This is a genomic window from Pseudomonas sp. HC1(2025) (assembly GCF_058742075.1).
In genome coordinates this window covers 4329543-4353033 of record NZ_CP196017.1, presented here as the reverse complement: position 1 = coordinate 4353033, position 23491 = coordinate 4329543, and the positions used below count along the sequence as shown (strand labels likewise).

The 23491-nt window shown below is 62.2% G+C and carries 24 protein-coding genes and 6 pseudogenes; 17 read left to right on the top strand and 13 right to left on the bottom strand.

All coding sequences use genetic code 11. The features are described from left to right. Nucleotides 1-116: 116 nt before the first annotated feature. Nucleotides 117-1328 (bottom strand): alanine transaminase, encoded by a 1212-nt coding sequence (gene alaC, locus ACSSVH_RS19415; protein ID WP_029296464.1) that lies wholly within the window; start codon nt 1326-1328, stop codon nt 117-119. Nucleotides 1329-1523: 195 nt separating this feature from the next. Here alaC and ACSSVH_RS19410 point away from each other — a divergent pair, with 195 nt between their 5' ends. Further along, nucleotides 1524-2006, top strand: coding sequence for a GyrI-like domain-containing protein (locus tag ACSSVH_RS19410; RefSeq protein ID WP_492633619.1), 483 nt, complete (start codon nt 1524-1526; stop codon nt 2004-2006). A gap of 150 nt (nt 2007-2156) precedes the next feature. Here ACSSVH_RS19410 and ACSSVH_RS19405 read toward each other — a convergent pair whose 3' ends face one another. Beyond that, nucleotides 2157-2762, bottom strand: a complete 606-nt coding sequence (locus tag ACSSVH_RS19405; protein WP_170041933.1) for a pyridoxamine 5'-phosphate oxidase family protein — start codon at nt 2760-2762, stop codon at nt 2157-2159. A 20-nt stretch (nt 2763-2782) separates the two neighbouring features. Beyond that, nucleotides 2783-3268: a GNAT family N-acetyltransferase gene (locus ACSSVH_RS19400; protein WP_492633618.1), complete on the bottom strand. Its 486-nt coding sequence runs from the start codon at nt 3266-3268 to the stop codon at nt 2783-2785. 148 nt (nt 3269-3416) lie between these two features. Here ACSSVH_RS19400 and ACSSVH_RS19395 point away from each other — a divergent pair, with 148 nt between their 5' ends. From ACSSVH_RS19395 to ACSSVH_RS19380, 4 genes are read left to right on the top strand one after another with little or no spacing between them, the layout of a single operon-like run. Then, on the top strand, nt 3417-3836 hold the full coding sequence (locus ACSSVH_RS19395; protein ID WP_170056880.1) for a YybH family protein: 420 nt from the start codon (nt 3417-3419) through the stop codon (nt 3834-3836). A 42-nt stretch (nt 3837-3878) separates the two neighbouring features. After that, nucleotides 3879-4223, top strand: coding sequence for a YciI family protein (locus tag ACSSVH_RS19390; RefSeq protein ID WP_169955326.1), 345 nt, complete (start codon nt 3879-3881; stop codon nt 4221-4223). 33 nt (nt 4224-4256) lie between these two features. After that, nucleotides 4257-4733, top strand: coding sequence for an SRPBCC family protein (locus ACSSVH_RS19385; protein WP_169955325.1), 477 nt, complete (start codon nt 4257-4259; stop codon nt 4731-4733). Then, nucleotides 4730-5959, top strand: a complete 1230-nt coding sequence (locus ACSSVH_RS19380; protein ID WP_432754520.1) for an RNA polymerase sigma factor — start codon at nt 4730-4732, stop codon at nt 5957-5959. The genes ACSSVH_RS19385 and ACSSVH_RS19380 overlap by 4 nt, the downstream gene beginning before the upstream one ends. A gap of 13 nt (nt 5960-5972) precedes the next feature. On the opposite strand, the gene ACSSVH_RS19375 is transcribed toward ACSSVH_RS19380, so the two are convergent. After that, on the bottom strand, nt 5973-6827 hold the full coding sequence (locus ACSSVH_RS19375) for a LysR family transcriptional regulator (protein ID WP_492633617.1): 855 nt from the start codon (nt 6825-6827) through the stop codon (nt 5973-5975). 90 nt (nt 6828-6917) lie between these two features. Between ACSSVH_RS19375 and ACSSVH_RS19370 the strand changes: the two genes are divergently transcribed. After that, a complete protein-coding gene (locus ACSSVH_RS19370; protein ID WP_169955322.1) occupies nt 6918-7358 on the top strand; it encodes a multidrug/biocide efflux PACE transporter in 441 nt (146 codons plus the stop codon). A 3-nt stretch (nt 7359-7361) separates the two neighbouring features. Here ACSSVH_RS19370 and ACSSVH_RS19365 read toward each other — a convergent pair whose 3' ends face one another. Then, entirely contained in the window at nt 7362-8120 is a 759-nt protein-coding gene (locus tag ACSSVH_RS19365) for an SDR family NAD(P)-dependent oxidoreductase (RefSeq protein WP_492633616.1), read from the bottom strand. A gap of 122 nt (nt 8121-8242) precedes the next feature. Between ACSSVH_RS19365 and ACSSVH_RS19360 the strand changes: the two genes are divergently transcribed. Then, complete coding sequence (locus ACSSVH_RS19360; protein ID WP_170056882.1) at nt 8243-9139, top strand: LysR family transcriptional regulator; 897 nt, start codon at nt 8243-8245, stop codon at nt 9137-9139. Here ACSSVH_RS19360 and ACSSVH_RS19355 read toward each other — a convergent pair. Next, complete coding sequence (locus ACSSVH_RS19355; protein ID WP_492633615.1) at nt 9136-10053, bottom strand: LysR family transcriptional regulator; 918 nt, start codon at nt 10051-10053, stop codon at nt 9136-9138. The genes ACSSVH_RS19360 and ACSSVH_RS19355 overlap by 4 nt on opposite strands. A gap of 118 nt (nt 10054-10171) precedes the next feature. On the opposite strand from ACSSVH_RS19355, the gene ACSSVH_RS19350 reads away from it, so the two are divergent. The 5 genes and pseudogenes from ACSSVH_RS19350 to ACSSVH_RS19330 form a co-directional block, all read left to right on the top strand. Then, complete coding sequence (locus ACSSVH_RS19350; RefSeq protein WP_169955318.1) at nt 10172-10930, top strand: 5-oxoprolinase subunit PxpA; 759 nt, start codon at nt 10172-10174, stop codon at nt 10928-10930. Between the two features lie 59 nt (nt 10931-10989). After that, nucleotides 10990-11868: a 5-oxoprolinase subunit B family protein gene (locus ACSSVH_RS19345; protein ID WP_169955317.1), complete on the top strand. Its 879-nt coding sequence runs from the start codon at nt 10990-10992 to the stop codon at nt 11866-11868. Further along, nucleotides 11865-12839 (top strand): 5-oxoprolinase subunit C family protein, encoded by a 975-nt coding sequence (locus tag ACSSVH_RS19340; RefSeq protein WP_492633614.1) that lies wholly within the window; start codon nt 11865-11867, stop codon nt 12837-12839. The genes ACSSVH_RS19345 and ACSSVH_RS19340 overlap by 4 nt, the downstream gene beginning before the upstream one ends. Before the next feature lie 129 nt (nt 12840-12968). Continuing rightward, nucleotides 12969-13109 (top strand): annotated as a pseudogene (locus tag ACSSVH_RS19335) (allophanate hydrolase); the annotation flags it as partial. A gap of 128 nt (nt 13110-13237) precedes the next feature. Next, nucleotides 13238-13390, top strand: a pseudogene (locus tag ACSSVH_RS19330) (allophanate hydrolase); the annotation flags it as partial. Nucleotides 13391-13513: 123 nt separating this feature from the next. Here the strand turns inward: ACSSVH_RS19330 and ACSSVH_RS19325 are convergent. Further along, nucleotides 13514-15130, bottom strand: a complete 1617-nt coding sequence (locus ACSSVH_RS19325) for an inorganic phosphate transporter (RefSeq protein ID WP_170056885.1) — start codon at nt 15128-15130, stop codon at nt 13514-13516. Between the two features lie 128 nt (nt 15131-15258). Next, nucleotides 15259-16281, bottom strand: a complete 1023-nt coding sequence (locus tag ACSSVH_RS19320; RefSeq protein ID WP_169955314.1) for a transporter — start codon at nt 16279-16281, stop codon at nt 15259-15261. A 21-nt stretch (nt 16282-16302) separates the two neighbouring features. On the opposite strand from ACSSVH_RS19320, the pseudogene ACSSVH_RS19315 reads away from it, so the two are divergent. Continuing rightward, nucleotides 16303-17208 (top strand): annotated as a pseudogene (locus ACSSVH_RS19315) (hypothetical protein); the annotation flags it as partial. A 165-nt stretch (nt 17209-17373) separates the two neighbouring features. Beyond that, entirely contained in the window at nt 17374-18141 is a 768-nt protein-coding gene (locus tag ACSSVH_RS19310) for a methyl-accepting chemotaxis protein (protein WP_407073432.1), read from the top strand. A 51-nt stretch (nt 18142-18192) separates the two neighbouring features. Here the strand turns inward: ACSSVH_RS19310 and ACSSVH_RS19305 are convergent, their stop codons facing one another. Further along, complete coding sequence (locus tag ACSSVH_RS19305) at nt 18193-18498, bottom strand: PepSY domain-containing protein (RefSeq protein ID WP_492633613.1); 306 nt, start codon at nt 18496-18498, stop codon at nt 18193-18195. 151 nt (nt 18499-18649) lie between these two features. Between ACSSVH_RS19305 and ACSSVH_RS19300 the strand changes: the two genes are divergently transcribed. Continuing rightward, nucleotides 18650-19528, top strand: a complete 879-nt coding sequence (locus tag ACSSVH_RS19300) for a sterol desaturase family protein (protein WP_492633612.1) — start codon at nt 18650-18652, stop codon at nt 19526-19528. Here the strand turns inward: ACSSVH_RS19300 and ACSSVH_RS19295 are convergent. Next, the gene (locus ACSSVH_RS19295) at nt 19520-20194 is read right to left on the bottom strand and encodes a helix-turn-helix domain-containing protein (protein WP_170041942.1); all 675 of its coding nucleotides are present in this window, start codon (nt 20192-20194) and stop codon (nt 19520-19522) included. The two genes, ACSSVH_RS19300 and ACSSVH_RS19295, sit on opposite strands and share 9 nt — an antisense overlap. After that, nucleotides 20195-21322, bottom strand: coding sequence for a glycerophosphodiester phosphodiesterase (locus ACSSVH_RS19290; RefSeq protein ID WP_170056887.1), 1128 nt, complete (start codon nt 21320-21322; stop codon nt 20195-20197). It lies immediately after the preceding gene. Between the two features lie 244 nt (nt 21323-21566). Here ACSSVH_RS19290 and ACSSVH_RS19285 point away from each other — a divergent pair, with 244 nt between their 5' ends. Next, nucleotides 21567-21890 carry a DUF2025 family protein gene (locus tag ACSSVH_RS19285; protein ID WP_076962912.1) on the top strand — a complete coding sequence of 108 codons (324 nt, stop codon included), beginning with the start codon at nt 21567-21569 and terminating at the stop codon, nt 21888-21890. A 38-nt stretch (nt 21891-21928) separates the two neighbouring features. Beyond that, a pseudogene (locus tag ACSSVH_RS19280) lies at nt 21929-22042 on the top strand (LysR family transcriptional regulator); the annotation flags it as partial. A 4-nt stretch (nt 22043-22046) separates the two neighbouring features. Here the strand turns inward: ACSSVH_RS19280 and ACSSVH_RS19275 are convergent. Together ACSSVH_RS19275 and ACSSVH_RS19270 are read right to left on the bottom strand one after the other, a co-directional pair. Beyond that, nucleotides 22047-22484: pseudogene (locus ACSSVH_RS19275) on the bottom strand (methyl-accepting chemotaxis protein); the annotation flags it as partial. 117 nt (nt 22485-22601) lie between these two features. Beyond that, nucleotides 22602-23366 (bottom strand): annotated as a pseudogene (locus ACSSVH_RS19270) (PAS domain-containing protein); the annotation flags it as partial. Nucleotides 23367-23491 lie beyond the last annotated feature (125 nt).

Below are 23491 nucleotides of genomic sequence, written 5' to 3'. Positions count from 1 at the left end.
ATCACTGTAGGAGCCGGCTTGCCGGCGATAGCATCACCTCGGTATGCCTGGCACCCCGAGGTGTGTGCATCGCCGGCAAGCCAGCTCCTACATTGACCGTTGGATCGGGTTAGGCATCAGGCTTTAGTGACCAGCCCATCAGCCCGGAACATGGCGCGGATCCCGCGCACCGCCTGGCGAATGCGGTCCTGGTTCTCGATCAGCGCAAAGCGCACATGGTCATCGCCATACTCGCCAAAGCCGATCCCCGGCGACACACACACCTTGGCTTCGAGTAGCAACTTCTTGGCAAATTCCAGCGAACCCATGGCGGCATACGCCTCGGGGATTTTCGCCCAGACGTACATCGACGCCTTCGGGTTCTCCACCATCCAGCCCAGCTCATGCAGGCCCTTGACCAGCACGTTGCGGCGCTGGCGGTACTGCTCGGCAATGTCCTTCACACATTGCTGGTCGCCTTCCAGCGCGGCAATCGCCGCCACTTGCAGCGGGGTGAAGGTGCCGTAGTCGTGGTAACTCTTGATGCGCGCCAGGGCGTTGACCAGTTCTGCGTTGCCCACCATAAAGCCAATGCGCCAGCCGGCCATGTTGTAGCTCTTGGACAGGGTGAAAAACTCCACCGCAATGTCCTTGGCGCCCGGCACCTGCATGATCGACGGGGCTTTCCAGCCGTCGTAGACGATATCGGCGTAGGCCAGGTCGTGGATCACCAGCACGTCGTACTGCTTGGCCAGGGCGATCACCCGCTCGAAGAAGTCCAGCTCCACGCACTGCGCGGTCGGGTTGGACGGAAAACCCAGGATCATCATTTTCGGCTTGGGGATCGAACCGCGAATCGCCCGTTCCAGCTCGGCAAAGAAGTCCACGCCGGGAATCAGCGGCACCGAACGCACCTGGGCGCCGGCGATCACCGCACCGTAGATATGAATCGGGTAGCTGGGGTTGGGCACCAGCACGGTATCGCCCTGGTCCAGGGTGGCCAGCATCAGGTGCGCCAGGCCTTCCTTGGAGCCGATGGTCACGATAGCCTCGGTTTCCGGGTCGATATCCACCTCATAGCGGTCCTTGTACCAGCGCGAAATAGCGCGGCGCAGGCGCGGGATGCCTTTGGAGGTGGAGTAGCCGTGGGTGTCTTCACGCTGGGCGACGGTCACCAGTTTTTCCACGATATGCGGTGGGGTCGGGCCGTCGGGGTTACCCATGCTCAAGTCGATGATGTCTTCGCCGCGCCGACGCGCAGCCATCTTCAGCTCGGCAGTGATATTGAAAACATAAGGGGGGAGTCGATCTATGCGCGCAAAGCGGCGCGGCGAACCTTGGTCTGCCATTGTTGCCTCGGAATACGTAAGCGCCCGGAACCGTCCGAGCGACGTCGGCCACTGCGGTGGCCTGCGGGGCAGACAATACGGGCGATGACAGCCGTTTGTCCAGATGGCGTAGGAAATTTTTCGGTCTGGAGTATGAAGCGAGTATGCCCCTATACTCGGTATGGTTTTGGTCACTCACCCATGGAGATTGTGCAGATGAACCAACAGGCAACGCTACCCCTGGAACCCCGCATGGAAGAGGGCAAGGCCATGGTGATCGCCGGGGTCGGCGGCCATTACGGCAAGGCTACCCTGGGGGACATTCCGAAGTTGTGGGAGCTGTTCGACACGTGCATCAAGGACATCAAGAAGTGCATTGGCGGCGTGACCTACGGCGTTTGCTACAACGCCACGCAAGAAGAATTCGATTACATCGCCGGCGTCGAAGTACCGGCCAAGCATGATGTGCCGGGCAACTTTGTATCCATTGAAGTGCCGGCCAATCGTTATGCCGTCTTCGCGCACTACGGGCCGGTGTATGCGCTGTCGCAGACCTATGAGCGGATCATGTTCGAGTGGTTGCCGACGTCGGGCTACAAGGTCGCCGGGCCGGATTTTGAGCGTTACAGCGCCGATTTCGATGTGGTTAAGGGCACCGGTACTGTGGAAATCTGGCTGCCTGTCGAAAAGTCCGCATAACCTGTACATCGCCTGATCCACCGCCATCGCAGGCAAGCCAGCTCCCACATTTGTATCGGGGTGTACTCAAAACCTGGTACCGCGCAATTACCTGTGGGAGCGGGCTTGCCCGCGATGGCGATCTCAGGGGCGCCCGAGCCGGCCAGGGCCTCAATACAACGTGGCCTTGACCCGCTCCGGCATCTCCCGATCATAGGCCTCGGCATCAAACTGCCCATCATTCAGACGCTTGTGGATGGCCCCCGCTGACGGCAGCGTTGAACGCTCTACATGCTTGTCCGGGTTCCAGCAATCGGAGCGCACAAAGGCCTTCGAACAGTGGAAATACGCCGCTTCTACCTGCACCACAATCACCGAGCGTGCCGGCTTGCCATTGACCGCAAAGCTTTGCAGCAACTCAGGCTCGATGGAAATCTGCGCCCGCCCGTTGACCCGCAGGGTCTCGCCGATCCCCGGAATGATAAACAGCAGGGCAATCCGTGGATCCACAATCAGGTTACGCAGGGTATCGAGGCGGTTGTTGCCCGGCCGATCCGGGATCGCCAGCGTGCGTTCATCGATGATCCGCACAAACCCCGGCACATCGCCCCGAGGCGAGCCGTCGAGGCCATCGGCGCCTGAAGAGCTGACAATCACCAGCGGCGAGGCGTTGACCATCGCCTGGTAATCCTCATTGAGAAACGCGATTTCCTTGCGCAGGGCACGCTCGTGGGGCAGGCCGTAGAGGGTTTCGAGTTGGTCCAGGGTGGTTAGCATGGGAGTCTCCTTGCCGGTAATCAAAACAGTAGCGCCAACCGCCGCTCATAACCCACCCGCCCTTTATACGCTTCGCCCCGGTCTACCCAGCCCTGCTGCAAATACAAGCCCAGTGCCGCCACATTGTCGCTGTCCACCGACAACTCCAAGGCGCTGATCTGCGGCCAGGCCAGGCGGGCGGCGGCGGGTAGGGCTTGTAGGCAGGCCTTGCCGAAGCCTCGGCCCTGTTGGTGGCGGTCGACTTGCAAGGCATGCAGTGTGGCGCTGTGTGCGTCGGCCCAATGGGGCAGGCAGGGCGGGCGCTTGAGCAGCAGGAAGGCCACGGGAACGTCGTCGGCCAGCAGGGCGAAGCCCTTGATGCCGGGGCTTGGGTTGACTTGCAGGCTGTTCAGCGCGCAGTAGATATCACCGCTAAAGGCCAGTTGCTCGGGGTGGACTTCGAGGCTGGCGAGTTGCTGTTGCTGGGTAGCAGTCAGCGTCTCATAGGGCGCGAGGCGGGTTTCCATCGAGCAGATATCCGAAGTCCTACAGGGAAGTCGCAAATTCTAGCGGCTTTATCCTTGGCGAAATTATTTTTTGTAGGCTTGTCGATTGGCAGTCGGCCCATTCGACTAAGGGTGTCTTCCGTGATTTTCCACCCCGAGGAGCATCGCCATGAGCAACCCAATCAACACCCTGATCGAGCAATGGAAACACGCGGTGGTCGCCAAGGATGTCGAGCAGATTGTCAGCTTTTACGCCGACGATATCGTCGCGTTCGACGCCGTCAATGCCCTGCAGTTCAAAGGCAAGGCGGCCTACCGCGCCCATTGGCAGGCCTGCATGGAGTTTTGCCCAGGCCCAGGGGTTTTTGACTTCCATGAGCTGCATATCGTCGCCGCCGATAACAGCGCCTTCGCCCACTGGCTCGCGCACTGTGGTGGCTCTGGGCCAGATGGCGTGCTGAAAACCTGCTGGATGCGCGTCACCGCCGGTTATCAACGTATCGACGGCCAATGGAAGGTGGTGCATGAGCACTGGTCTGCGCCTTTCGATATGGAAACCGGCGCCGGTCTGTTCGACCTGAAACCTTGAGCGCTGCCAACTATAGTCAGTAGTCCGAAAACGGAGAACGCCATGAAATACCTGTGCCTGGTCTACAGCGCCGAAGCCTTGCTGCACAGCCTGCCCGATAGCCCCAAGGACCCGGAATGCCACGCCTATGCCGAGGCGGTCCACGGCAGTGGCCGCATGCTCGCGGCCGAGGCCCTGGAGCCGGTGAGCACGGCCACCACTGTGCGCATGCGCAACGGCAAGTTATCGATCACCGATGGGCCGTTTGCCGAAACCAAGGAGCAGCTTGCCGGCTTCTATCTGATTGAAGCCCGGGACTTGAATGAGGCGCTGCAGGTGGCCGGCGGCATTCCGGCGGCACGGGTCGGCAGTGTGGAAGTACGTCCCGTGCGTGATTTGAATCTCTGAACCCAACAATCACAAGACTCAGGAGGTTTATCCATGAACACTCAACCCGCTGCATTCGAACTGTCCATCAGCCGCATGATCGACGCCCCGCCGAGCCGGGTGTTCCGTGCCTGGACCGAGCCTGCGTTGTTGCAGCAATGGTGGGGCCCACACGGCATGACCACGCCGGAGTGCGAAATGAACCTGTGGGTCGGTGGTCTGTTTCGCACCCTGATGCGCGCGCCCGACGGCAGCGAGTATCCGACCCAGGGCGTGTTCCTGGAGATCGACGCGCCGCGCCGCCTGGTGTTTACCGATGCGTTCCTGCCCGGCTGGATCCCATCGGGCAAGCCGTTCATGAGCGCCGAAGTGACCTTCGAGGACGTTGCCGGCAAGACCCGCTACACCGCGCGCGCCATGCATTGGACTGAAGCCGACAAACAGGCCCACGAAGCCATGGGCTTTCACCAGGGGTGGGGCGAGAGCCTGGACCGGCTGGTGGCGCTGGTGACCCAGGGCATGCCCGATTGACCGTCAAGGCCCGGGTCGAGGCGGTCTACCGCAGTGACTCGCGGCGCGTCCTGGCGACCTTGATTCGCCTGCTGGGGGATTTCGATCTCGCCGAAGAAGCCTTGCACGAGGCGTTCTTCGTCGCGGTCGAGCGCTGGCAGCAGGATGGCGTGCCCGACAACCCTGGGGCGTGGCTGGTGTCGACCGGGCGCTTCAAGGCCATCGACCGCTTGCGCCGCCAGGCCCGTTTCACCCCGTTGCTGCAGGAGCAGGCCGATGCGCTGGAAGCGGCTGACTGGAGTGCCGAAGACGTGGAAGACGACCGCCTGCGCCTGATCTTCACCTGCTGCCATCCGGCGCTGGCGGCCGATGCGCAGGTGCCGCTTACCCTGCGTGAGATTTGTGACCTCAGCACCGAGGAAATTGCCCGAGCCTTCCTGGTCACGCCGGCCACCATTGCCCAACGCATCGTGCGCGCCAAGGGCAAGATCCGCGAGGCGAAAATCCCCTACCAAGTTCCAGGGCTGGCGGAGTTGCCTGAGCGCCTGGACAGCGTACTGCGCGTGATCTACCTGGTATTCAACGAGGGTTATTCGGCGTCCATGGGCGCCGACCTGACCCGTGACGACTTGACCCGCGAGGCCATACGCCTGGGCCACCTGCTCCTGGAGTTGCTGCCGGAGCCGGAAGTCATGGGCCTGCTGGCGTTGATGCTGCTCCATGAGTCCCGGCGCCCAGCCCGGTTATCGCCCGCTGCTGAGTTGGTGCTGCTGGATGAACAGGACCGGACGTTGTGGGATGCCGCGTTGATTGCCCAAGGCTGCGCGTTGGTGGAGCAGGCCCTGGCCACCCGGCGTTTTGGCCCTTACGGCCTGCAAGCAGCAATTGCCGCGGTGCACGCCGAGGCGCCGAGTGCGGCGCAGACCGATTGGCCACAGATTATTGGCCTGTATGACGTGCTGCTGAGGATGCTGCCGTCCCCGGTGATCGAGCTCAACCGCGCCGCCGCCGTGGCCATGCGCGATGGGCCATTGGCGGGGTTGCAACAGGTCGAGGGGATCCTGGCGCGCGGCGAGTTGCTGGATTACCACCTGGCGCATTCAGCGCGTGGCGAGTTCTGCCGGCAATTGGGGCGGATGAAAGAGGCGCGCCAGGCGTATGAAAAAGCCCTGTGCCTGACCCAGCAAATGCCAGAAAAACGCTTCATCGAACGACGCCTGGCAACCTGCACCGATAGGCCTGTGTAGGCGCCGGCGGAGGTTATTCGAGCATCTTTTCCAGCAACCAACTCCCCGCCGGGCCCGGCGGGTGTTGCCGCGACCACAACGCATCCACCGCCACCGAGCGCGGCCAGCCGCGAGCCTTGAGCTCCACCAGTTGGCCATTGGCAAAGCGCTCCACCAACCAGCTCGGCAAGGGGGCCCAGCCAAAACCGAGGATGGCCATTTCCATCAGCATCAAAAAGCTGGGGGCGGACCAGACTCGGCCGGTCAGCCGGTTTTCATTGGGGTTGATGATGCTTGCCAGGCGCAGCTCCCGGTGCTGTTGCAGGGTTTGCTGGTCGATGCCATCGAGGCTGGCCAGTGCGTGCCGCGGGGACACAAACAGCGCAAGTTGTGCGCGCTCCTCGATGGTGGCATGGGTCAGGTCTGGCGGGTAGACCTCCTGCGCCTCGATAAACGCCAACTGCGCGCGCCCGCTTTGCACCAGGGCGATAAGGTCTTCGCATTCGGCAATCAACCACTCCAGCTCCAGGTCCGGATAGCGCTGCTCCAGGGCACCGAGCAGCGTTTCAAAGCGCCCCGACTGATAGGTATCAGACATGGCAATACTGAGCTTGGGCTCCAGCCCCTGGGACAACTGGCTGGCGGCAAGCTCCAGGCGACTGCTGGCCTCCAGCACCTGCTCGGCCCGTTGCAGCAGAACGTGCCCGGCCGGGGTCAGGCTGGGCTTGCGGCTGCTGCGGTCGAATAGCACCACGTCCAGATCAATTTCCAGGCTGGCCACTGCGGCGCTGACTGTCGACTGGCTCTTGCCCAGCTTGCGCGCCGCCGCCGAAAACGAGCCTTGGGTCGCCGCCTGCACAAACGCTTGCAACACTTCATGAGAAGCCATGATCTATCGCCTTGATCGATGGTTATTGATTATGAAGTATCGTTTCAGGGCGCGATGATGGCAACCCAAGACATTCACAGAGCAACACCTATGAACACCACCAAGTCCATCACCGAACGTGTTTTCCAGGCCCTTGGCTTCGAAGGCCTGGCCTTGCTGATCTGTACCCCGTTGCTGGTCTGGATCACCGGTCGCCCAGCCCTGGAAATGGGCGCGGTGACCCTGGCCATCAGCCTGTTGGCGTTGACGTGGAACATGATCTTCAACAGCGTGTTCGACCGCCTCAAGGTGCGCCTGCAACTGGCCAATAGCGTCAAGACCCGGATCATGCACGCCCTGCTGTTCGAGGGTGGGCTGATTCTGTTTGCCGTACCGCTGATTGCCGCGTGGCTCAATATCAGCCTGATGCAGGCGTTTATCCTGGATATCGGCGTGCTGCTGTTCTTCCTGCCGTACACCTATGTGTACCACTGGGGCTACGACGTGCTGCGGGAAAAGTTCCTGCAGCAACGTGCGCCAGAGCAAGTGTGAGGGTCAGACGAACATCCCGCCCGACGCCTCGATACGCTGCCCATTGATCCATTTGCTGCCATCGGCCAGCAAGGTGGAGATCGCCCCGCCAATGTCGTCCGGCAAGCCGACCCGACCCAGGGCCGTGTTGCTGGCGACAAAGGCATTGATGCCGGCGTTGTCGCGTACCGCGCCGCCACCGAAGTCGGTCTCAATGGCGCCGGGGGCGAGGGTGTTGACGCTGATCCCCCGTGCGCCCAACTCCTTGGCCTGGTAACGGGTCAGCACTTCCACCGCGCCTTTCATTGAGGCGTAGGCGGCATAACCGGGCAGGCTGAAGCGGGCCAGGCCGCTGGAGATATTGATGATACGCCCGCCATCGACGAGCAGCGTCAGGAGCTTCTGGGTCAGGAAGAACGGGCCTTTGAGGTGGATCGCGACCATTTGATCGAACTGCGCTTCGGTGGTCTCGACAAAGCTGGCATGGGTGCCGATCCCGGCGTTGTTGATCAGGAAATCGAAATGCGCCTGGGCGAAATGCGCTTGCAGGACCTCGCCGAGCTGGCTGACAAACCCGTCGAACGTGGCGCTCTGGCTTACATCCAGTTGCAACATGGCGGCGCGGCCGCCGAGCTGTTCAATTTCTGCCACCACCGCCTGGGCCTCAGCGGCCTTGCTGTAGTAGGTGCCGACAATGTCGATGCCTTGCGCGGCCAGATGCAGGGCGGTGCTTTTGCCCAAGCCACGGCTGGCGCCGGTGATCAATGCGATTTTACGGGTCATGGTGCAGTCCTCGGAGCGGGTGGGTAATGGTGGAATGAGTGTATTTGTCCGGGTATTGCGTGATAAACAGAGTGAATCCGGAATCACTGGTCGGATCAGTCGAACAATCACGAGGCGCCACCATGAACAAGCTGGACCTGTTGCGCACCTTTGTGCGGGTCACCGAACTGTCGAGTTTCACCCAGGCCGGCGACAGCCTGGGGCTACCGCGCTCGACGGTGTCCGAGCAGGTGCGCGCCCTCGAAGACCTGTTGGGCACGCGCCTGTTGCAGCGCACCACGCGCAAGGTGCAGGCGACCCAGGACGGGCGCGTGCTGTATGAGCGCAGCAAGGACCTGCTGGCCCATATGGAAGAGCTGGAGGGGTTGTTTCGCCAGGACGAGGCGCAATTGACCGGGCGGATCCGTATCGACATGCCCAATGTGATGGCACGTAAGGTGATCCTGCCGCACCTGCCGGAGTTTATGGACCGGCACCCCTTGATCGAGCTGCAAATCAGCAGCTCCGACCGCCAGGTCGACCTGCTGGCCGAAGGTTTTGATTGTGTGTTGCGCGTGGGCGTACAACCAGACCAGTCCGTGGTGGCGCGCCTGTTGTGCAGCATGCCGATGATCAACTGCGTAAGCCCCGGTTACCTGCAACGCTATGGCGAACCCAAGACCCTGGCCGATCTGGCCGCCCATCAACTGGTGCATTACGTGCGGCCGCTGGGTGCGCGCTCCGCGGGTTTTGAATATGTGCAGGGCAACAAGGTGCAACGTATTGCCATGGCCGGGCGGGTCACGGTCAGCAGCACGGATGCGTACCAGTCGGCATGCCTCGCCGGTTTCGGGATCATTCAGGTACCGGGGCTGGGCATCCGCGAATTGCTCGAAAAGGGCGACTTGGTGGCGGTGCTCCCCGACTATCCCGCGCCTGCGCTGGATGTATCGATGCTGTATGCCGGCCAGCGCCACTTGCCGCTACGGGTACGGGTGCTGATGGACTGGTTGTCGGCCACCTTGAAGGCCCAGCTTTAACGGCGTGTCGATAGTTGCTGGGGGGCGAGGAAGGCATCGTGGAAGTAGTCGCGAAACGCCTGCATCGCCGGAGTAAAGGTGCGCTCGCGGTGCCAGGCCAGGCCGACGCTCATGGGCGCGACCTTGTCAGTCACGCTCAAGGTCTCGATGCGTTTGCCTTCCAGGGACCAGGGGCGGTGGACCAGGTCGGACAGAATCGCCACGCCACTGCCATTGGCTACCATACTGCGCACCGCCTCTACCGAGCTGGTGCGCAGCCGCACCTTGGGCGTCTGCCCGGCCTGCTCCCAATAACGCATGGCACTTTGCTCGGCCTCGTCCACAGTCAGCAGGATATAGGGTTCCTGCGCCACATCCGCCAGGCTCACCGCACGCCGTTCACACAGCGGGTGGTGGCTGGGCAGCCACAGGCGGCGTTCGGAATTGAACAGGATTTGCGAGACGATATCCGGGTGGGTGAGGTTGGCGGTGAGCACCACGGCCATCTCGAACTGGCCATCTAGCAGCCCCTGTTCGATGGCCTGGCGCTCCTGCTCGAAGACTTCGATGGTCACGTCCGGGTGCCAATGCTCCAGGCGTTGCAAGTGGTGCGGCAGGAAGTAACCCAACACCGTGTAACTGGCCGCGACCCGCAGCACGCCGCTGGCGCGCAAGTCTGGCAGCGGGCTGCTGAGGGCATCGTCGACACTGCGCATAATCACGTAGGCGCGGTTGAGAAAATGCCGGCCGGCGTCGGTCAGGTTCATGCCCTGGGCCGAGCGTACAAACAGCTGGGCGCCGAGCATGGCTTCCAGCTCCTTGATCGCGGTGGTCACTGCCGACTGGGAGATATTCAGGTGAATCGCCGCCTGGGAAATCTGGCCGATTTCGGCGGTGGCGACAAAGTAGCGAACCTGGCGCAGCGTAAGCGACATGGGGATTTCTCTTGGGGGTATCTGATTTTCCGAAGATACCCTATCTGATAATAGATCTTCCCAAGGGGTCAAGGGCCAGCCTATTTTCCTTGGCACGAACCCTTGCGGAGCAGCCCCGATGCAGACAGTGGATTTCAACTCGGACATGGGCGAAAGCTTTGGCCCCTGGACCATCGGCGACGGTGTGGACAATGAGCTGATGGCGTTTATCAGCTCCGCCAACGTCGCCACCGGCTTTCATGCCGGCGACCCCGGCACCATGCGCCGCACCATCGAGCGCGCCAAGCAGTTGGGCGTGGCCATCGGCGCGCACCCGGGCTTTCGCGACCTGGTGGGGTTCGGCCGCCGCCACATCAACGCCCCGGCCCAGGAACTGGTGGACGACATGCTCTACCAACTGGGCGCCCTGCGCGAATTGGCGCGGGTGCAGGGCGTGACCTTGCAGCACATCAAGCCCCATGGCGCGCTGTACATGCACCTGGCCCGGGACGAAGAAGCGGCCCGCCTGCTGGTGGAAAACCTGCAACGCCTGGAGCCTGAATTGCTCCTGTATTGCATGCCCGGCTCGGTGATCTGGCGCATTGCCAAGGAACTGGGGCAGCCGGTAGTACGCGAGTTTTATGCCGACCGTGAGTACGATCTGTCCGGCTCCATCGTGTTTACCCGCAACGTGCGCGCCCTGGACCCGGCGACAGTGGCGGCCCGTGTGCTGCGGGCCTGCCAGACGGGGCTGGTGCGCACCGTCGAGGGCGAAGACCTGTTTATCGAATTCGATTCCATCTGCCTGCACAGCGATACGCCGGGCGCCCTGGACCTGGTGGAGGCGACCCGCAGGGCCCTGGACCAGGCGGGGATCGTGGTGCGCACACCCGTCTGAACCGCAGCCCCTGCATGATTTTTGCCTGCCTTTCTACAATGATTCCAAGAGGAACAGACATGGCTGAAACATCCCCGATTCGCTACAGCTTTGGCGCCGATGAGCATTTGTTCGCCGAGGTCAGCGAAAGCATGTCCCTGGAGGCGTTCTTCAAGGGCATGGCCGTCACCCGTGCGGTGCAGCGCCTGGAGCTGCCCGGCGTGCTGGATATCTGCCTGGCCAACGCCTCGTTCCAGATCCGCTTCGACCCGGACCTGATCGCCCCCCAGGTGCTGCTCGATGCGGTGCAAAGCGCCGAGGCCCAGGCCGTGGCCGAGCGCACCTTGCACACGCGGATCATCGAGATTCCGGTGCTGTACAACGACCCCTGGACCCATGAAACCCTGATGCGTTTTCGCGACCGACACCAGGACCCGACGGGCACTGACCTTGAGTACGCGGCGCGGATCAATGGCCTGGCGGATGTCGAGGCGTTTATCGCAGCCCACAGTGGCGCGCCGTGGTTTGTGTCGATGGTCGGCTTTGTGGCGGGCCTGCCGTTCATGTTCCAGATGGTCGAGCGCGAACGCCAGTTGCAGGTGCCCAAATACCTGCGCCCACGCACCGACACGCCAAAGCTGACCCTCGGCCATGGCGGCTGTTTCGGCTGTATCTACTCAGTGCGCGGCGCGGGGGGTTACCAGATGTTTGGCGTGACCCCGGCGCCGATCTACGACCCGGCCCAGCAGTTGGCCTATCTCAAGGAACACATGGTGTTCTTCCGCCCCGGCGATATCGTGCAGTTCAAGCCCATCGACCGGGATGCCTACGACCTGGCGGTGGCCGAGGTGGAGGCCGGGCGTTTCGATTTGCGCATTCGCCCGGTGGAATTTTCCCTGGACGCTTTTTTTGCCGACCCGGTCGGCTACCCGAAAACCCTGCAGGAGGCGCTCGTATGATCAAGGTGCTCAAGCCCGGCCTGGCCACCTCCGTGCAAGACCTGGGACGCGAAGGGTGTTACCACTTGGGGATCCCGCCGTCCGGCGCCCTGGATCAGTACGCCTTGAGTGCGGCCAACCATCTGGTGGGCAATTCGGCGGGGGCGGCGGGGTTGGAATGCACACTGATTGGCCCGCAGCTGGAGTTCCAACAGGACGCCCTGGTGGCACTCAGTGGCGCGCTGATGTCTGCGCGCCTGGACGATGAAGTGGTGCACCAGGACACTGCGTTCCAGGTGCGCGCCGGGCAGGTGCTGCGCTTTGAGTTTCCCGTGGCCGGGGCGCGCACCTACCTGGCGGTGGCCGGGGGGATCGACGTGCCGCTGGTGTTGGGCAGCCGCTCCACTTACACCCTCGGTGCGCTGGGCGGTTTCCACGGGCGGCGCTTGCAGGAGGGCGATCTGTTGCCCATCGGCGCGAGCAGTGGCGAGGGGCGAGCGGGTAACAGCTTGCCGATGGCCTTGCGCCGTTCGGTGGGCGGCGATGTGACATTGCGCGTGGTGCCGGGCTTGTACTACGAGCGCCTGACGCCCGCAGCCAAAAGCAGCTTTTTCGCCGAGCCCTGGACCGTGGGTTCCGAGGCCGACCGGATTGGCTACCGCTTCAAGGGTGGCAGTGCCTTGAGCTTCCAGCCACGGGAGCAGCCATTTGGCGCGGGCTCCGATCCATCGAACATCGTCGACAGTTGCTACCCCATCGGCTCGATCCAGGTCCCGGCTGGCCTGGAGCCGATCGTGCTGCACCGCGATGCGGTATCAGGCGGCGGCTACGCGATGATCGGCACGGTGATCAGCGCCGACCTGGACCTGATCGGGCAGATGCAGCCCAACCAGCGAGCGGGGTTTGTCGCAGTGACGCTGGAGGAGGCGCTGGAGGCGCGGCGGGTGTACAAGAAGCGGCTCAAAGCGATGGCCGGCTTATTCGCGGGCTAAGCCATCACACAAAAAAATGTGCGAGCGGGCTTGCCCGCGATAGCGGTGTATCAGTCAAGTATTTCTAACCTGATCCACTGTCATCGCGGGCAAGCCCGCTCCCACATTTTGCTGTGTGGTGATTCAGAAGGCACGGTGATCAGCGCCGACCTGGACCTGATCGGGCAGATGCAGCCCAACCAGCGAGCGGGGTTTGTCGCGGTGACGCTGGAGGCGCGGCGGGTGTACAAGAAGCGGCTCAAGGCGATGGCCGGCTTATTCGCGGGCTAAGCCATCACACAAAAAAAGTGGGAGCGGGCTTGCCCGCGATAGCGGTGTGTCAGTCAAGTATTTCTAACCTGATCCACTGCCATCGCGGGCAAGCCCGCTCCCACATTTTGCTGTGTGTTGATTCAGAAGGCACGGTGATCAGCGCCGACCTGGACCTGATCGGGCAGATGCAGCCCAACCAGCGAGCGGGGTTTGTCGCGGTGACGCTGGAGGAGGCGCTGGAGGCGCGGCGGGTGTACAAGAAGCGGCTCAAGGTGATGGCCGGCTTGTTCGCAGGCTAAGCCATCACACAAAAAAATGTGGGAGCGGGCTTGCCCGCGATAGCGGTGTATCAGTCAAGTATTTCTAACCTGATCCACTGCCATCGCGGGCAAGCCCGCTCCCACATTTTGCTGTGTGGTGATTCAGAAGATTTGGGTAAACAGCCAATACAGACTGCCCGACAGTACAATCGCCGCCGGCAACGTCAGCACCCAGGCCATCAGCAAATTGCGGATGGTCTTCATCTGCAAGCCGCCGCCATTGGCCACCATGGTCCCGGCCACACCCGAGGACAGCACATGGGTGGTGGATACCGGCAAGCCAAACATATCGGCAGCGCCAATCGTCAGCATGGCCACGGTTTCGGCCGAGGCGCCCTGGGCGTAAGTCAGGTGGGTCTTGCCGATTTTCTCGCCGACGGTCACCACGATGCGCTTCCAGCCGACCATGGTGCCCAGGCCCAGGGCGATGGCCACGGCGATCTTCACCCACAGCGGGATAAAGCGTGTGGCGTTGTCGATCTGTTGCTTGAACAGTTGCAGCTTACCCTGGGTGTCGGCATCGAAATGACCGACCTTGCCCTTGTCCATCAGGCGAATGGTTTCGCTGGTCAGGTACATGTCGTTACGCACGTTGCCCATCGCCTCGGCCGGTACCTTGGCCAGGGAGCCGTAGCCTTTGACTTGCTCACCGATATGCCCGGTCAGGGCGGCGAGGGCGGGGATCAGCTCGGGCGTGACGTCCTTGGTGCGCACATAGGTCGACAGAATCGGCCGTGGATCGGCTGGCGCCGCTTGTGGTGCGCTCTTGACCAGCGCTTGCTGGGTGACTTCTGCCACAGCGGCAAATTGCAGGGATTGATCGGCCGGCATGGTGCGGTTCAAGGCGTAGGCCATGGGCAACGTGCCCACCAGGATCAGCATGATCAGGCCCATGCCTTTCTGGCCATCGTTGGAACCGTGGGCGAAGGACACGCCGGTGCAGGTCACGATGAGCATGCCGCGAATCCACCACGGCGGCGGGGTGTTGCCCTTGGGCGCCTTATACAGCGCGCGGTTTTTCACAAAGGCCCGCAGTGCCAGCAACAGCAGGGCGGCAAAGCCGAAGCCGATCAGCGGTGACAGCAGCAGGGCATAGCCGATCTTGATCGCCTGGGCCCAATCCACGCCGCTGGTGCCGTCACGGCCATGCATCAGGGCATTGGCCACGCCCACGCCGATGATCGACCCGATCAGCGTATGGGAAGACGACGCCGGCAGGCCCAGCCACCAGGTGCCGAGGTTCCACAGGATCGCGGCGATCAGCAGGGCAAAGATCATCGCAAAACCGGCGGAAGAACCGACCTGCAAAATCAACTCCACCGGCAGCAGGGCAATGATGGCAAAGGCCACCGCGCCACTGGATAGCAGCACCCCGAGGAAATTGAAGAACCCCGACCAGACCACGGCGAATTGCGGCGGCAGCGAGTTGGTGTAGATCACGGTCGCCACGGCGTTGGCGGTGTCATGGAAACCGTTGACGAATTCGAACCCCAGGGCAATCAACAAGGCCACGCCCAGCAGCAGGAATGGGGTCCAGGTGGTGACCACCGTTCCCAGTTCGTGCATGTCGTGCATCAGGCTGTAGGCGGTGAACAACAGGCCCATGGCGAGCACTGCGAAGAACATGATCACCGTGAACAGGCCGGGTTTCTTGTCCAATTGCGGTTTTGCGTCAGTGGCGCCAGCCTGGGGCGAGGCAGTCAGGGAAGGGGTGGCCATGCCGGAGCATCCAGTGTGGGGAGGATGTTTCCCATGATCGTTGCAGAATGTTACAGAGATGCTGCGTCAGGTCAGTGTTTGGTGGATTGAGATAACCGCCGGTCCACAAATTCTGGGTAGGCGTCGGTTCAGTAATCCTGGCGCTTGCGAAATGCCCATCTGCCGGCAATCAAGGTGAACGTCGCCACCAACGCCACCAGGATCCAGAACCCCTCGGGGTCCTGGGATAGCGGCACACCTCCGACGTTCATGCCAAAAAAACCGGCAATGATATTGATCGGCAGCGCCAGTACCGTCACCACCGTCAAGGTGAACAGCGTGCGGTTGCTTTGTTCGTTGAGGTTGGCGGCGATTTCTTCTTGCAACAACTTGATCCGTTCGCCCAGGGCCGTGAGGTCGTTGATGATCAGGGCGAACTCTTCGGTGGATTTGCGCAGCTCCTTCACGTCCTCCTTTTGCAGCCACTGCGGCGGGCGGTTGAGCAGGCGCAGCAGCGAGCCCGGCTCCAGGGCCAGCAGGCGTTGCAGGCGCACCAGCACCCGGCGCATGGCCCCCAGTTCGGCGCGGTTGGTGGACAGTCGCGAGGACAGCAACTGGTCTTCGATCTGGTCGACGCTGAGGCTGGTCTTGCGCACGATCTGCGTCAGCACCTCGCCTTGGTCACGCAGCAGATGCACCAGCAACTCCAGGGGCGAGCGGAAGTGTTCACCGGCCTTTACCGATGAGCGCAGCTTGTCCACCGAGTGCAGCGGTTGCAGGCGCGCACTGATCAGCAGGCGGCTGCGAGCGCAGACCCACAAGGTGGAAATGTCCGATGACATCATGCTGCTGAAGTTGAACACCACGTCGTTGACCACCGCCAGCAAGGCCGAGTCCACATGTTCGATACGGGTGGAGCGCGAGCCCTCGTGCAAGGCCTCGAAGAACTCCGGCGGCAACTCCAGGTGCGCCTGCATCCAGCGCTGGCAGGCGGCGTGGGCCAGGTTCAGGTGCAGCCACAGGAATTCATCGGGGTCGGCCGGGGCGTGCAAGGCCTTGAGCACGGTTGCCGAGTCGATCTGCTCGGCTTTCTCGCCGGGCCGAAAGCGGAAACCGTAAAGCAGGCCAAACAGGTCGGAGTCCTGGTGGCCGTGGTCGATGCTGTGGTTCATGGGGGCTCGCAGAGGCAGGCGATGGGCGCGCGTTGCGCAATCATTGCAAGGGGATTTGACAGTTTTGTGTCAGCTACGGGTCGCTCCCGCCCGACCGCTCATCCACTGGGCTCAAGAAGCGTCTGGCCCGGCCGATTCAAGGCGCAAGCATGCCATTGGATTGGCTGTGCGTTGGTTGACAGGGATGTTGCGGTGCAGGTCCCCATTTCCCTGTTTCGAGGCTTTTCCCCGATGAGTTTTTTGCGAAAGTCCTTGAGAGCACAGATCCTGTCGTTGCTCGGTGGCAGCTTGTTGGCAATGCTATTGATTGCCTTGGCGTGTTTTCATTTTCTCTCCAGCGGTGTGCAGAGTTATCGCAGTTTGCTGGAGGGGCCGTTGCAGACCTCACAGCTGATCGATGAGGCCAACGTGCAATTCAAGGTCCAGGTCCAGGAATGGAAAAACGTCCTGCTGCGTGGCAAACAGCCCCAGGACATGGACAAGTACTGGGGGCAATTCCAGGATCGGCAACGGGAAGTGCAGGGCATCCTCGCGCGCCTGGTGGCCAACACCGAGGGCGATCCAGGCTTGAGCCGTCGCCTGGACACCTTGCGCCAGGAGCACCAGTTGCTGGGCGTGGCTTACCAGAAGGGGCGTGATGCGTACGTGGCCGCCGGTGCCGATGCGGCGGCCGGCGATAACGCGGTCAAGGGCGTGGACCGCGCGGTGAGCGAACAGATGAGCGCGCTGGTCACGCAACTGCATGAGCAGGGCAAGTTGCAGTCGCTGGCAATCAGCGCCTATGCCGAACGTACCGTGATGCTGGGCTTGGCGGTGATGGTGCTGTCTGGGGTGCTGATCGGTCTGTTCAGCCTGTGGTTGATCAACCGCAACCTGATTTTGCCGATCCGGGGCCTGATCGACTATGTAGCCCAATTGAGCCATGGCCGGTTTGCCGAGCGCGTTGCCAGCCAGCGCCAGGATGAGCTGGGCCATTTGGCCCAGGCCGCCAACACGTTGCGCGATTTTCTCGCCGAAACCTTCGGCCGCCTGCAGCGCAGTGCCAAGGACCTGGTGAGCGCCAGTGGCGAGCTGAATTCGATTGCCGGGCAGATGGCGACGGGCACCCAGGACCAGTTCAGCCGGACCGACCAGGTGGCGACGGCGATGACCGAAATGTCCGCCACCGCCCAGGAAGTCGCGCGCCACGCGGCCAGTGCCTCGCGAGCGGCGGACGAGGCCGATCACTCGGCCCGTGAAGGCGGCCAGGTGATGCAAGTGACCATTGCCACCATCGGCCAGATGCGCAACGAGATCCTCAACACCGGTGGCATCATCCGCCGCCTGGAAGCCGACAGCGTGCGCATCGGCACGGTGCTGGAAGTGATTCGCGGCATCGCCGAACAAACCAACCTGCTGGCCCTCAATGCGGCAATCGAGGCGGCGCGAGCGGGCGAAGCCGGGCGTGGCTTTGCGGTGGTGGCCGATGAAGTGCGCAGCCTGGCGCAACGCACGGCGGCGTCGATCATCGAGATCAACCAGATTATCCAGGCGGTGCAGACGGGGGCGGTGGACGCCGCCGAGGCGATCATCAGCGGCCAGTCATGCAGTGACGAGAGTGTCGAAAAGGTCACCCAGGCCGGGGCGATGCTCAGTCATATCACCCAGGCGGTGGAGGCGATCCGCGACATGAACCGGCAGATCGCCACGGCGGCCGAGGAGCAAACCTCGGTGGCCGAGGATATCTCGCGCAACATCACGCAAATCACCACGGTGGCCACTGCCAACCTGGACAACGTGCAGCGCACCGAAGCCGCCAGTCATAACCTGCGGGGCTTGTCGGCCGAGCTCAATGAAGTGACCGCGCGCCTGAGTGCCTGACCAGACACAACTGCGCCGCCCGAAGGCGGCGCGTTGTGTGGCTGGGGCAACTTAAGTGTCTTGTTTGTTTTCCAGCACTTCGCCGGTCTTGGCGTCGAGCTTCACATCCCACTTCTTGCCAGTGGTGTCGGTCAGGTCAACTTCGTAGACCAGGCGCCCGGCTTTGTTATCCAGCTCAGTGTCGTTGATGGTGGCGCCGGCATGTTTGGCCAGGGCGGCGGCGTTCAGTTGTTCAAATGGCTTCACGGCGCCTGATTGCAGCAGGCTTGGAATCTGGTCCGGGCGAACATCGGCCTGGGCCAGGCCGGCGGTCAGGGTCAGGGCGGCAGCGGCGAACAGAGCGGTCAGGTTTTTCATGATGGAGTCCTTTGGGGTGAGCTGTTTAAGTGGGATCAGATTACCTCGCGCAACTTAATTCACCCTTAATTGTGTAGGACGTTTGCGTTGTTTGTTCAATCGCCCCGTGCCGGGAGATTTCATGCTGGTGTCTCACCCACGGGAGACACTTATGAAACAGATATTGGCTTGGCTATACGCCCCCTTGTTCTGGGCAGGGTTTATTGGCGTGGGGCTCTGGTTGGTCACCCTAGGCGCCTCGCAGTGGCTGCTGGCGGTGTTTGCGCTGGCCATCGGCGTGTCGTTTATCGCCGAACTGTGCTTGCCCTACGAGCCCCAGTGGAACCGCAGCCTGGGCGACCGACGCCGGGATGTCCTCCACGCGCTGGTCAATGAAAGCCTGAACGCCCTGGGCTTGCTGGCATTGCCGCTGCTCACGGCATGGCTGGCCATCGAGGGCGCCTGGCCGCGCGCCTGGCCGCTGTGGGCGCAATTGCTGTTGGCGATCATCATTGCCGACGCGGGCATCACCCTGATGCATTACGCCAGCCACCGCATCGCCGCACTCTGGCGTTTGCATGCGGTGCATCACAGCGTGCAGCGGCTCTATGGGTTCAATGGCTTGATGAAGCATCCCTTGCACCAGATGCTCGAGGCCGCGGCGGGTTTGCTGCCGCTGATCCTGCTGGGCATTCCAGTGGAGGTGGCGATGCTGCTGGCGTTGGCCATTGCGATCCAGTTGCTGCTACAGCATTCCAATGTCGATATGCGCCTGGGGCCGCTGCGCTGGGTGTTTGCCTGGGCGCCGGTGCATCGCTTTCACCATATGAAATACGGGCGTGCGGGGGATGTGAATTTCGGTTTGTTTTTCAACCTGTGGGACTGGCTGCTGGGGACTGCGTTTTACACCGAGGATTATCGAATGGGCGAGGGCGACCTGGGGATTGGCAGCCGGCCGGACTATCCGCTGGATTACGTCGAGCAGTTGCGTGAGCCCTTCAGCCCCGCGCGATTGAGCAAGGAACCCCCGGTACCCACCGCACTACGGTAGGAGGTGTACTTGAAGATGGCGCAATGAGGCCCCGGCGGTCACGCCAAACAGCTGCTTCATGGTCCGCGAGAAGTGCGCCGAGTCGGCAAACCCAGCGCCGTGGGCCGCTTGGGTCAGGGTGTCGCCGTTCAGGGCCAGGTCCAGTGCCAGGCGCAGGCGGCGCCACATCACCAGGCGCCGTACCGGCACGCCGAGCTGGCTGACGAACAGGCGCTCCAACTGGCTCAACGACAGGTGCGCCGCCTGTGCCAATGATTGCGCCGAGACCTTGCCGCTCAACTGTTGATCGAGGGTGTGCAGGGCGCGTTGCACGCGCTCATCGTCTGCCTGGCGACGTGGCAGCTGGCGCAATGTCTGCGCAAGGCGCTCATGGGAAAAATCGGCGGTATCCAGGGCGTGTTGCAACGACTCGCGATCAAATGCACCGGGCTCCACATAGGCCATCAACACCGTGCCAGGGGCATGGACGATGGCATGGGGCTGGCGAGAGGGGATGAACAGGCGATACGCCGTTTGCAGCTGCCCATCAAGGCTGACCGTGATGGGGCTATGCGCGCACAGGATAAATTGATGGGCATAATGGGCGTGGGGCGCCGTGCGCCCCGTCTCACCGAGGATCAGGCCGTAATCCGGCCCCAGCCACAGTTGGCCTGACCACTCGCTCACTCAGTAACCGTTGTCCTGCAGCAGGTCCTGCACGCTCGACGACGGCCAGCGCTTGTAGAACTTCAGCAGTTCGGCGGCGCGGTTGGTGAAGATGCCATCGACCCCGGCGCTCATGACCTTCTCGAAATCCACCGGCTCGTCGACGGTATAGACGTGCACCAGCAGGCCCTTGTCGTGGGTCAGTTGGTTCATCTCGGGCTTGACCAGGTCCGAATAGCTCTGGTCGCCCAGGGCCGTCAGTTGTGCAGACGGGCCAGTGCCAATCGCACCGAGGCTCTTGGCTTCATCGACCCACTTCTCGAACTCGGCAGCGTCCTTGGGTTCCTGCTTGGCATAGTAGGCCGCCTTGGTTGGCTCGCCGGACTCGGCGAAGGTCACCTTGGACTTGGGCTCGATGCTGCCTTCACCCACCCACAACAGCAGGATTTTCGGGGTGTTGGGCATTTCTTTCTGCAGTTCCTTGAGGCTGGCCGTCTCGAAGGTTTGCAGCACTACGCGGCCCTTGCCCTGGCCGACGCCGGTGTTGCTCTTGCCCAGCTTGGAACCCACGGAACTCAGCCAGCCCTTATCCAGCAGTTTGTCCTTCAGATCGGCTTCGATCCCCGGAAACTGCTTGGGCTCCTTGGTTTCGATGTACAGGCCGGGTTTGTGCTGGGGGTTGCCTTCGGCGATCTTGATGATTTCGTCCAGGCTGAGGATTTTCAACCCGACGAAGCCCGGGCGCGCACGCTCCGGGTAGGCGGTGTTGAACCAACTGCCGGCATCCAGGGTTTGCAGCTCTTTCCAGGTGAATTCGTTGGCCGGGCTGTCCTTGCGCTCCGGGAACTTGGTGGCCACGTCGGTGGTGCGTTGCAGGTTGTTGTCGTGCAGGGCAAACAGCACGCCATCCTTGCTGCGCTGCAGATCCAGTTCCAGGTAGTCGGCACCCAGGTCGCGCGCGACCTTGTAGGCGGCAGCGGTGGACTCCGGCGCATCGAAGGACGCGCCCCGGTGGGCGATCACGGCTGGGTGGGGGATGCCGTCCTTGGTCGCCAGTTCAACCGGGCTGATGGGGCTTGCAGCCTGTGCGTGGCCAAGGCCCATCATCAGAGCGAGCAGCAGGGCACTCTTGGTAAACGTAGCAGGCATGTGCGAGGTCCTTTCGTGGAGGTAGCTTCAAGAAGGGTTCCTTTTTAACAATTGCATGCAAATCGCGCTATCACCAAACCGACATTAACGTGCGCATGCGCTATTTTTCTCAGCTTTTGTGCCGTGCTATGCAGTATTCTTGGCCCGAGTTTCCCCGCCAGAGGGAACCCCATTGCCTTATTTCGCCGCCTCGCGTGTAAACCATCGTTCACTTCCCCTATGGGATTTTTCAGTGAGGTTTAGCATGCGCATCACATCGGAACTCATCTGCCAGGCCGCCGACCAACTCAACGGCTTTGTCGGCCTGAACCGCAAGACCGGCCAGTACATCGTACGTTTCAGCGAAGACTCGTTCGGCATGGACGTCGCCGACGACGGCATCATCCCCACCAGCGAGTTCGTCTGGCAGCCGGCGGCCGACCAGGCCATGACCCTGTCCCGCGAGCACATCCAACTGCTGCTGGACCAGAACATCGATGATCGCATCAACATCACTGAGCCGTTGCGCGTGTATATGCGCCGGGTCGAGATCCCGCAGATCAGCGCGGTGCGCAGCCTGGTGGGTTGATCACCATCACGCAAATCCCGTAGGCGTTGGGGCCGGCGCTCACGGGTTACGACACCGCCTTGTGGTTGCTGACGCGCCCGGACTGTCGGGCGCTGCTTTCAGTGGTGACGTTGTTCGACGAGCTGGGCCGGCACCTGAGCCATCCCTCGTAAGCGCCTACAACCCCACCCGCTCATTGGCAAACATACTCACCGCCCGCACGGCATCGCTGGCGCCTTCGCGAATCTGCAGGATCACCGTGCCGGCCTGGTTGGCCAGGCCCACGCCCTGGGCTGCGCGGTCGCGGGTGTTGTCCATGCTGTCGATGGCCTGGCGGGTCTCGCTCTGGATCATCTCGATCATGCTCGAGATCTCCGCCGTGGAGCCGCTGGTGCGTGCGGCCAGTTGTCGGACTTCATCGGCGACCACCGCAAATCCGCGGCCCTGGTCACCCGCGCGGGCGGCCTCAATGGCTGCATTCAAGGCCAGTAAGTTGGTCTGGTCGGCAATCGCGCGAATGGTGTTGACGATGGCGGTGATCTGCTGCGAGCGCTCGCCCAACTTGGCGATCAGTCTGGATGAGCTTTCAATGTCGGCGGCAATGTCATGGATGCCGCTGGCGGTCTGCTGAATCACCTCGGCGCCTTTTTCGGCGATGTCCCGGGTCTGTAGGGAGATGTGATAGGCCTGGGTTGCGCTCTGGGCATCTGCGGCGTGTTTTTCCACCATCGCGGTGACGTCGGAGGCGAACTTCACAATCTTGCACAGGCGCCCGCTGGCGTCGTACACCGGGTTGTAGTTGGCTTCCAGCCACAGCGTCTGGCCGGAGCGGGTGATGCGCTCGAACTGGCCGCTGAACAACTCACCCTGGTTCAGCCGGCGCCAGAAGTCCGTGTATTCCTGGCTGTTGGCCAGCTCCGGCTTGCAGAACAGGCGATGATGCTTGCCCTGGATTTCTGCCAGGTTGTAGCCCAGGCGCTGGAGGAAGTTCTGGTTGGCGGTAAGGATGGTGCCGTCGAGGTTGAACTCGATCACGGCCATGGCCCGGTCAATCGCCTCGAGCTTGGCATTGGCTTCGCTTTCGGCCTGCATCCTGGCGCTTACGTCCAAGGCATATTTGATGATTTTCACCACTCGGCCGGCCTGGTCGCGTACCGGGTTGTAGCTGGCCTCCAGCCACACCGAATGACCGTCGGCGGCGACGCGCTCGAAGGTGCCCGATTGGAACTGGCCATTGCGCAGTTGCGTCCACAACTGGCTGTAGTCGGCGCTGCGGGCAAACGCCGGGGTGCAGAACAGGCGATGGGACTGGCCGACGACTTGATCCTCGCGGTAGCCCATGGTCTTGAGGAAGTTGTCATTGGCGCGCAACACGCTGCCTTGTAGATCGAACTCGATCACGGCCATGGAGCGCTCGATGGCATCGAGCAGGCCAGCTTGTTGGCTGACAGTTTCTTGTAGGGTAGTGATGGTTTTTTTGTGGGCGGTAAATAGCATGGTTGCGTGCTCAGTGATGCAACGTGCGTGGATGTATCCATGGGTGCGCTTTCGCGCCGTGTAGCCCCAGGCCCACGGCAGACGTGCTTATTGCCGGCTTCCGTTATACCGGCAGACAGTACAGC

Coding starts and splice junctions, on each gene's coding strand:
- ACSSVH_RS19345 (WP_169955317.1), top strand. CDS start 10,990: ATGGCTGAAACATCCCCGATTCGCTACAGCTTTGGCGCCGATGAGCAT.
- ACSSVH_RS19410 (WP_492633619.1), top strand. CDS start 1,524: ATGAACCAACAGGCAACGCTACCCCTGGAACCCCGCATGGAAGAGGGC.
- ACSSVH_RS19305 (WP_492633613.1), bottom strand. CDS start 18,498: ATGAAAAACCTGACCGCTCTGTTCGCCGCTGCCGCCCTGACCCTGACC.
- ACSSVH_RS19385 (WP_169955325.1), top strand. CDS start 4,257: ATGAACACTCAACCCGCTGCATTCGAACTGTCCATCAGCCGCATGATC.
- ACSSVH_RS19310 (WP_407073432.1), top strand. CDS start 17,374: ATGGCGACGGGCACCCAGGACCAGTTCAGCCGGACCGACCAGGTGGCG.
- ACSSVH_RS19290 (WP_170056887.1), bottom strand. CDS start 21,322: ATGCCTGCTACGTTTACCAAGAGTGCCCTGCTGCTCGCTCTGATGATG.
- ACSSVH_RS19355 (WP_492633615.1), bottom strand. CDS start 10,053: ATGTCGCTTACGCTGCGCCAGGTTCGCTACTTTGTCGCCACCGCCGAA.
- ACSSVH_RS19400 (WP_492633618.1), bottom strand. CDS start 3,268: ATGGAAACCCGCCTCGCGCCCTATGAGACGCTGACTGCTACCCAGCAA.
- ACSSVH_RS19375 (WP_492633617.1), bottom strand. CDS start 6,827: ATGGCTTCTCATGAAGTGTTGCAAGCGTTTGTGCAGGCGGCGACCCAA.
- ACSSVH_RS19285 (WP_076962912.1), top strand. CDS start 21,567: ATGCGCATCACATCGGAACTCATCTGCCAGGCCGCCGACCAACTCAAC.
- ACSSVH_RS19365 (WP_492633616.1), bottom strand. CDS start 8,120: ATGACCCGTAAAATCGCATTGATCACCGGCGCCAGCCGTGGCTTGGGC.
- ACSSVH_RS19300 (WP_492633612.1), top strand. CDS start 18,650: ATGAAACAGATATTGGCTTGGCTATACGCCCCCTTGTTCTGGGCAGGG.
- ACSSVH_RS19360 (WP_170056882.1), top strand. CDS start 8,243: ATGAACAAGCTGGACCTGTTGCGCACCTTTGTGCGGGTCACCGAACTG.
- alaC (WP_029296464.1), bottom strand. CDS start 1,328: ATGGCAGACCAAGGTTCGCCGCGCCGCTTTGCGCGCATAGATCGACTC.
- ACSSVH_RS19350 (WP_169955318.1), top strand. CDS start 10,172: ATGCAGACAGTGGATTTCAACTCGGACATGGGCGAAAGCTTTGGCCCC.
- ACSSVH_RS19325 (WP_170056885.1), bottom strand. CDS start 15,130: ATGGCCACCCCTTCCCTGACTGCCTCGCCCCAGGCTGGCGCCACTGAC.
- ACSSVH_RS19405 (WP_170041933.1), bottom strand. CDS start 2,762: ATGCTAACCACCCTGGACCAACTCGAAACCCTCTACGGCCTGCCCCAC.
- ACSSVH_RS19395 (WP_170056880.1), top strand. CDS start 3,417: ATGAGCAACCCAATCAACACCCTGATCGAGCAATGGAAACACGCGGTG.
- ACSSVH_RS19390 (WP_169955326.1), top strand. CDS start 3,879: ATGAAATACCTGTGCCTGGTCTACAGCGCCGAAGCCTTGCTGCACAGC.
- ACSSVH_RS19320 (WP_169955314.1), bottom strand. CDS start 16,281: ATGAACCACAGCATCGACCACGGCCACCAGGACTCCGACCTGTTTGGC.
- ACSSVH_RS19340 (WP_492633614.1), top strand. CDS start 11,865: ATGATCAAGGTGCTCAAGCCCGGCCTGGCCACCTCCGTGCAAGACCTG.
- ACSSVH_RS19370 (WP_169955322.1), top strand. CDS start 6,918: ATGAACACCACCAAGTCCATCACCGAACGTGTTTTCCAGGCCCTTGGC.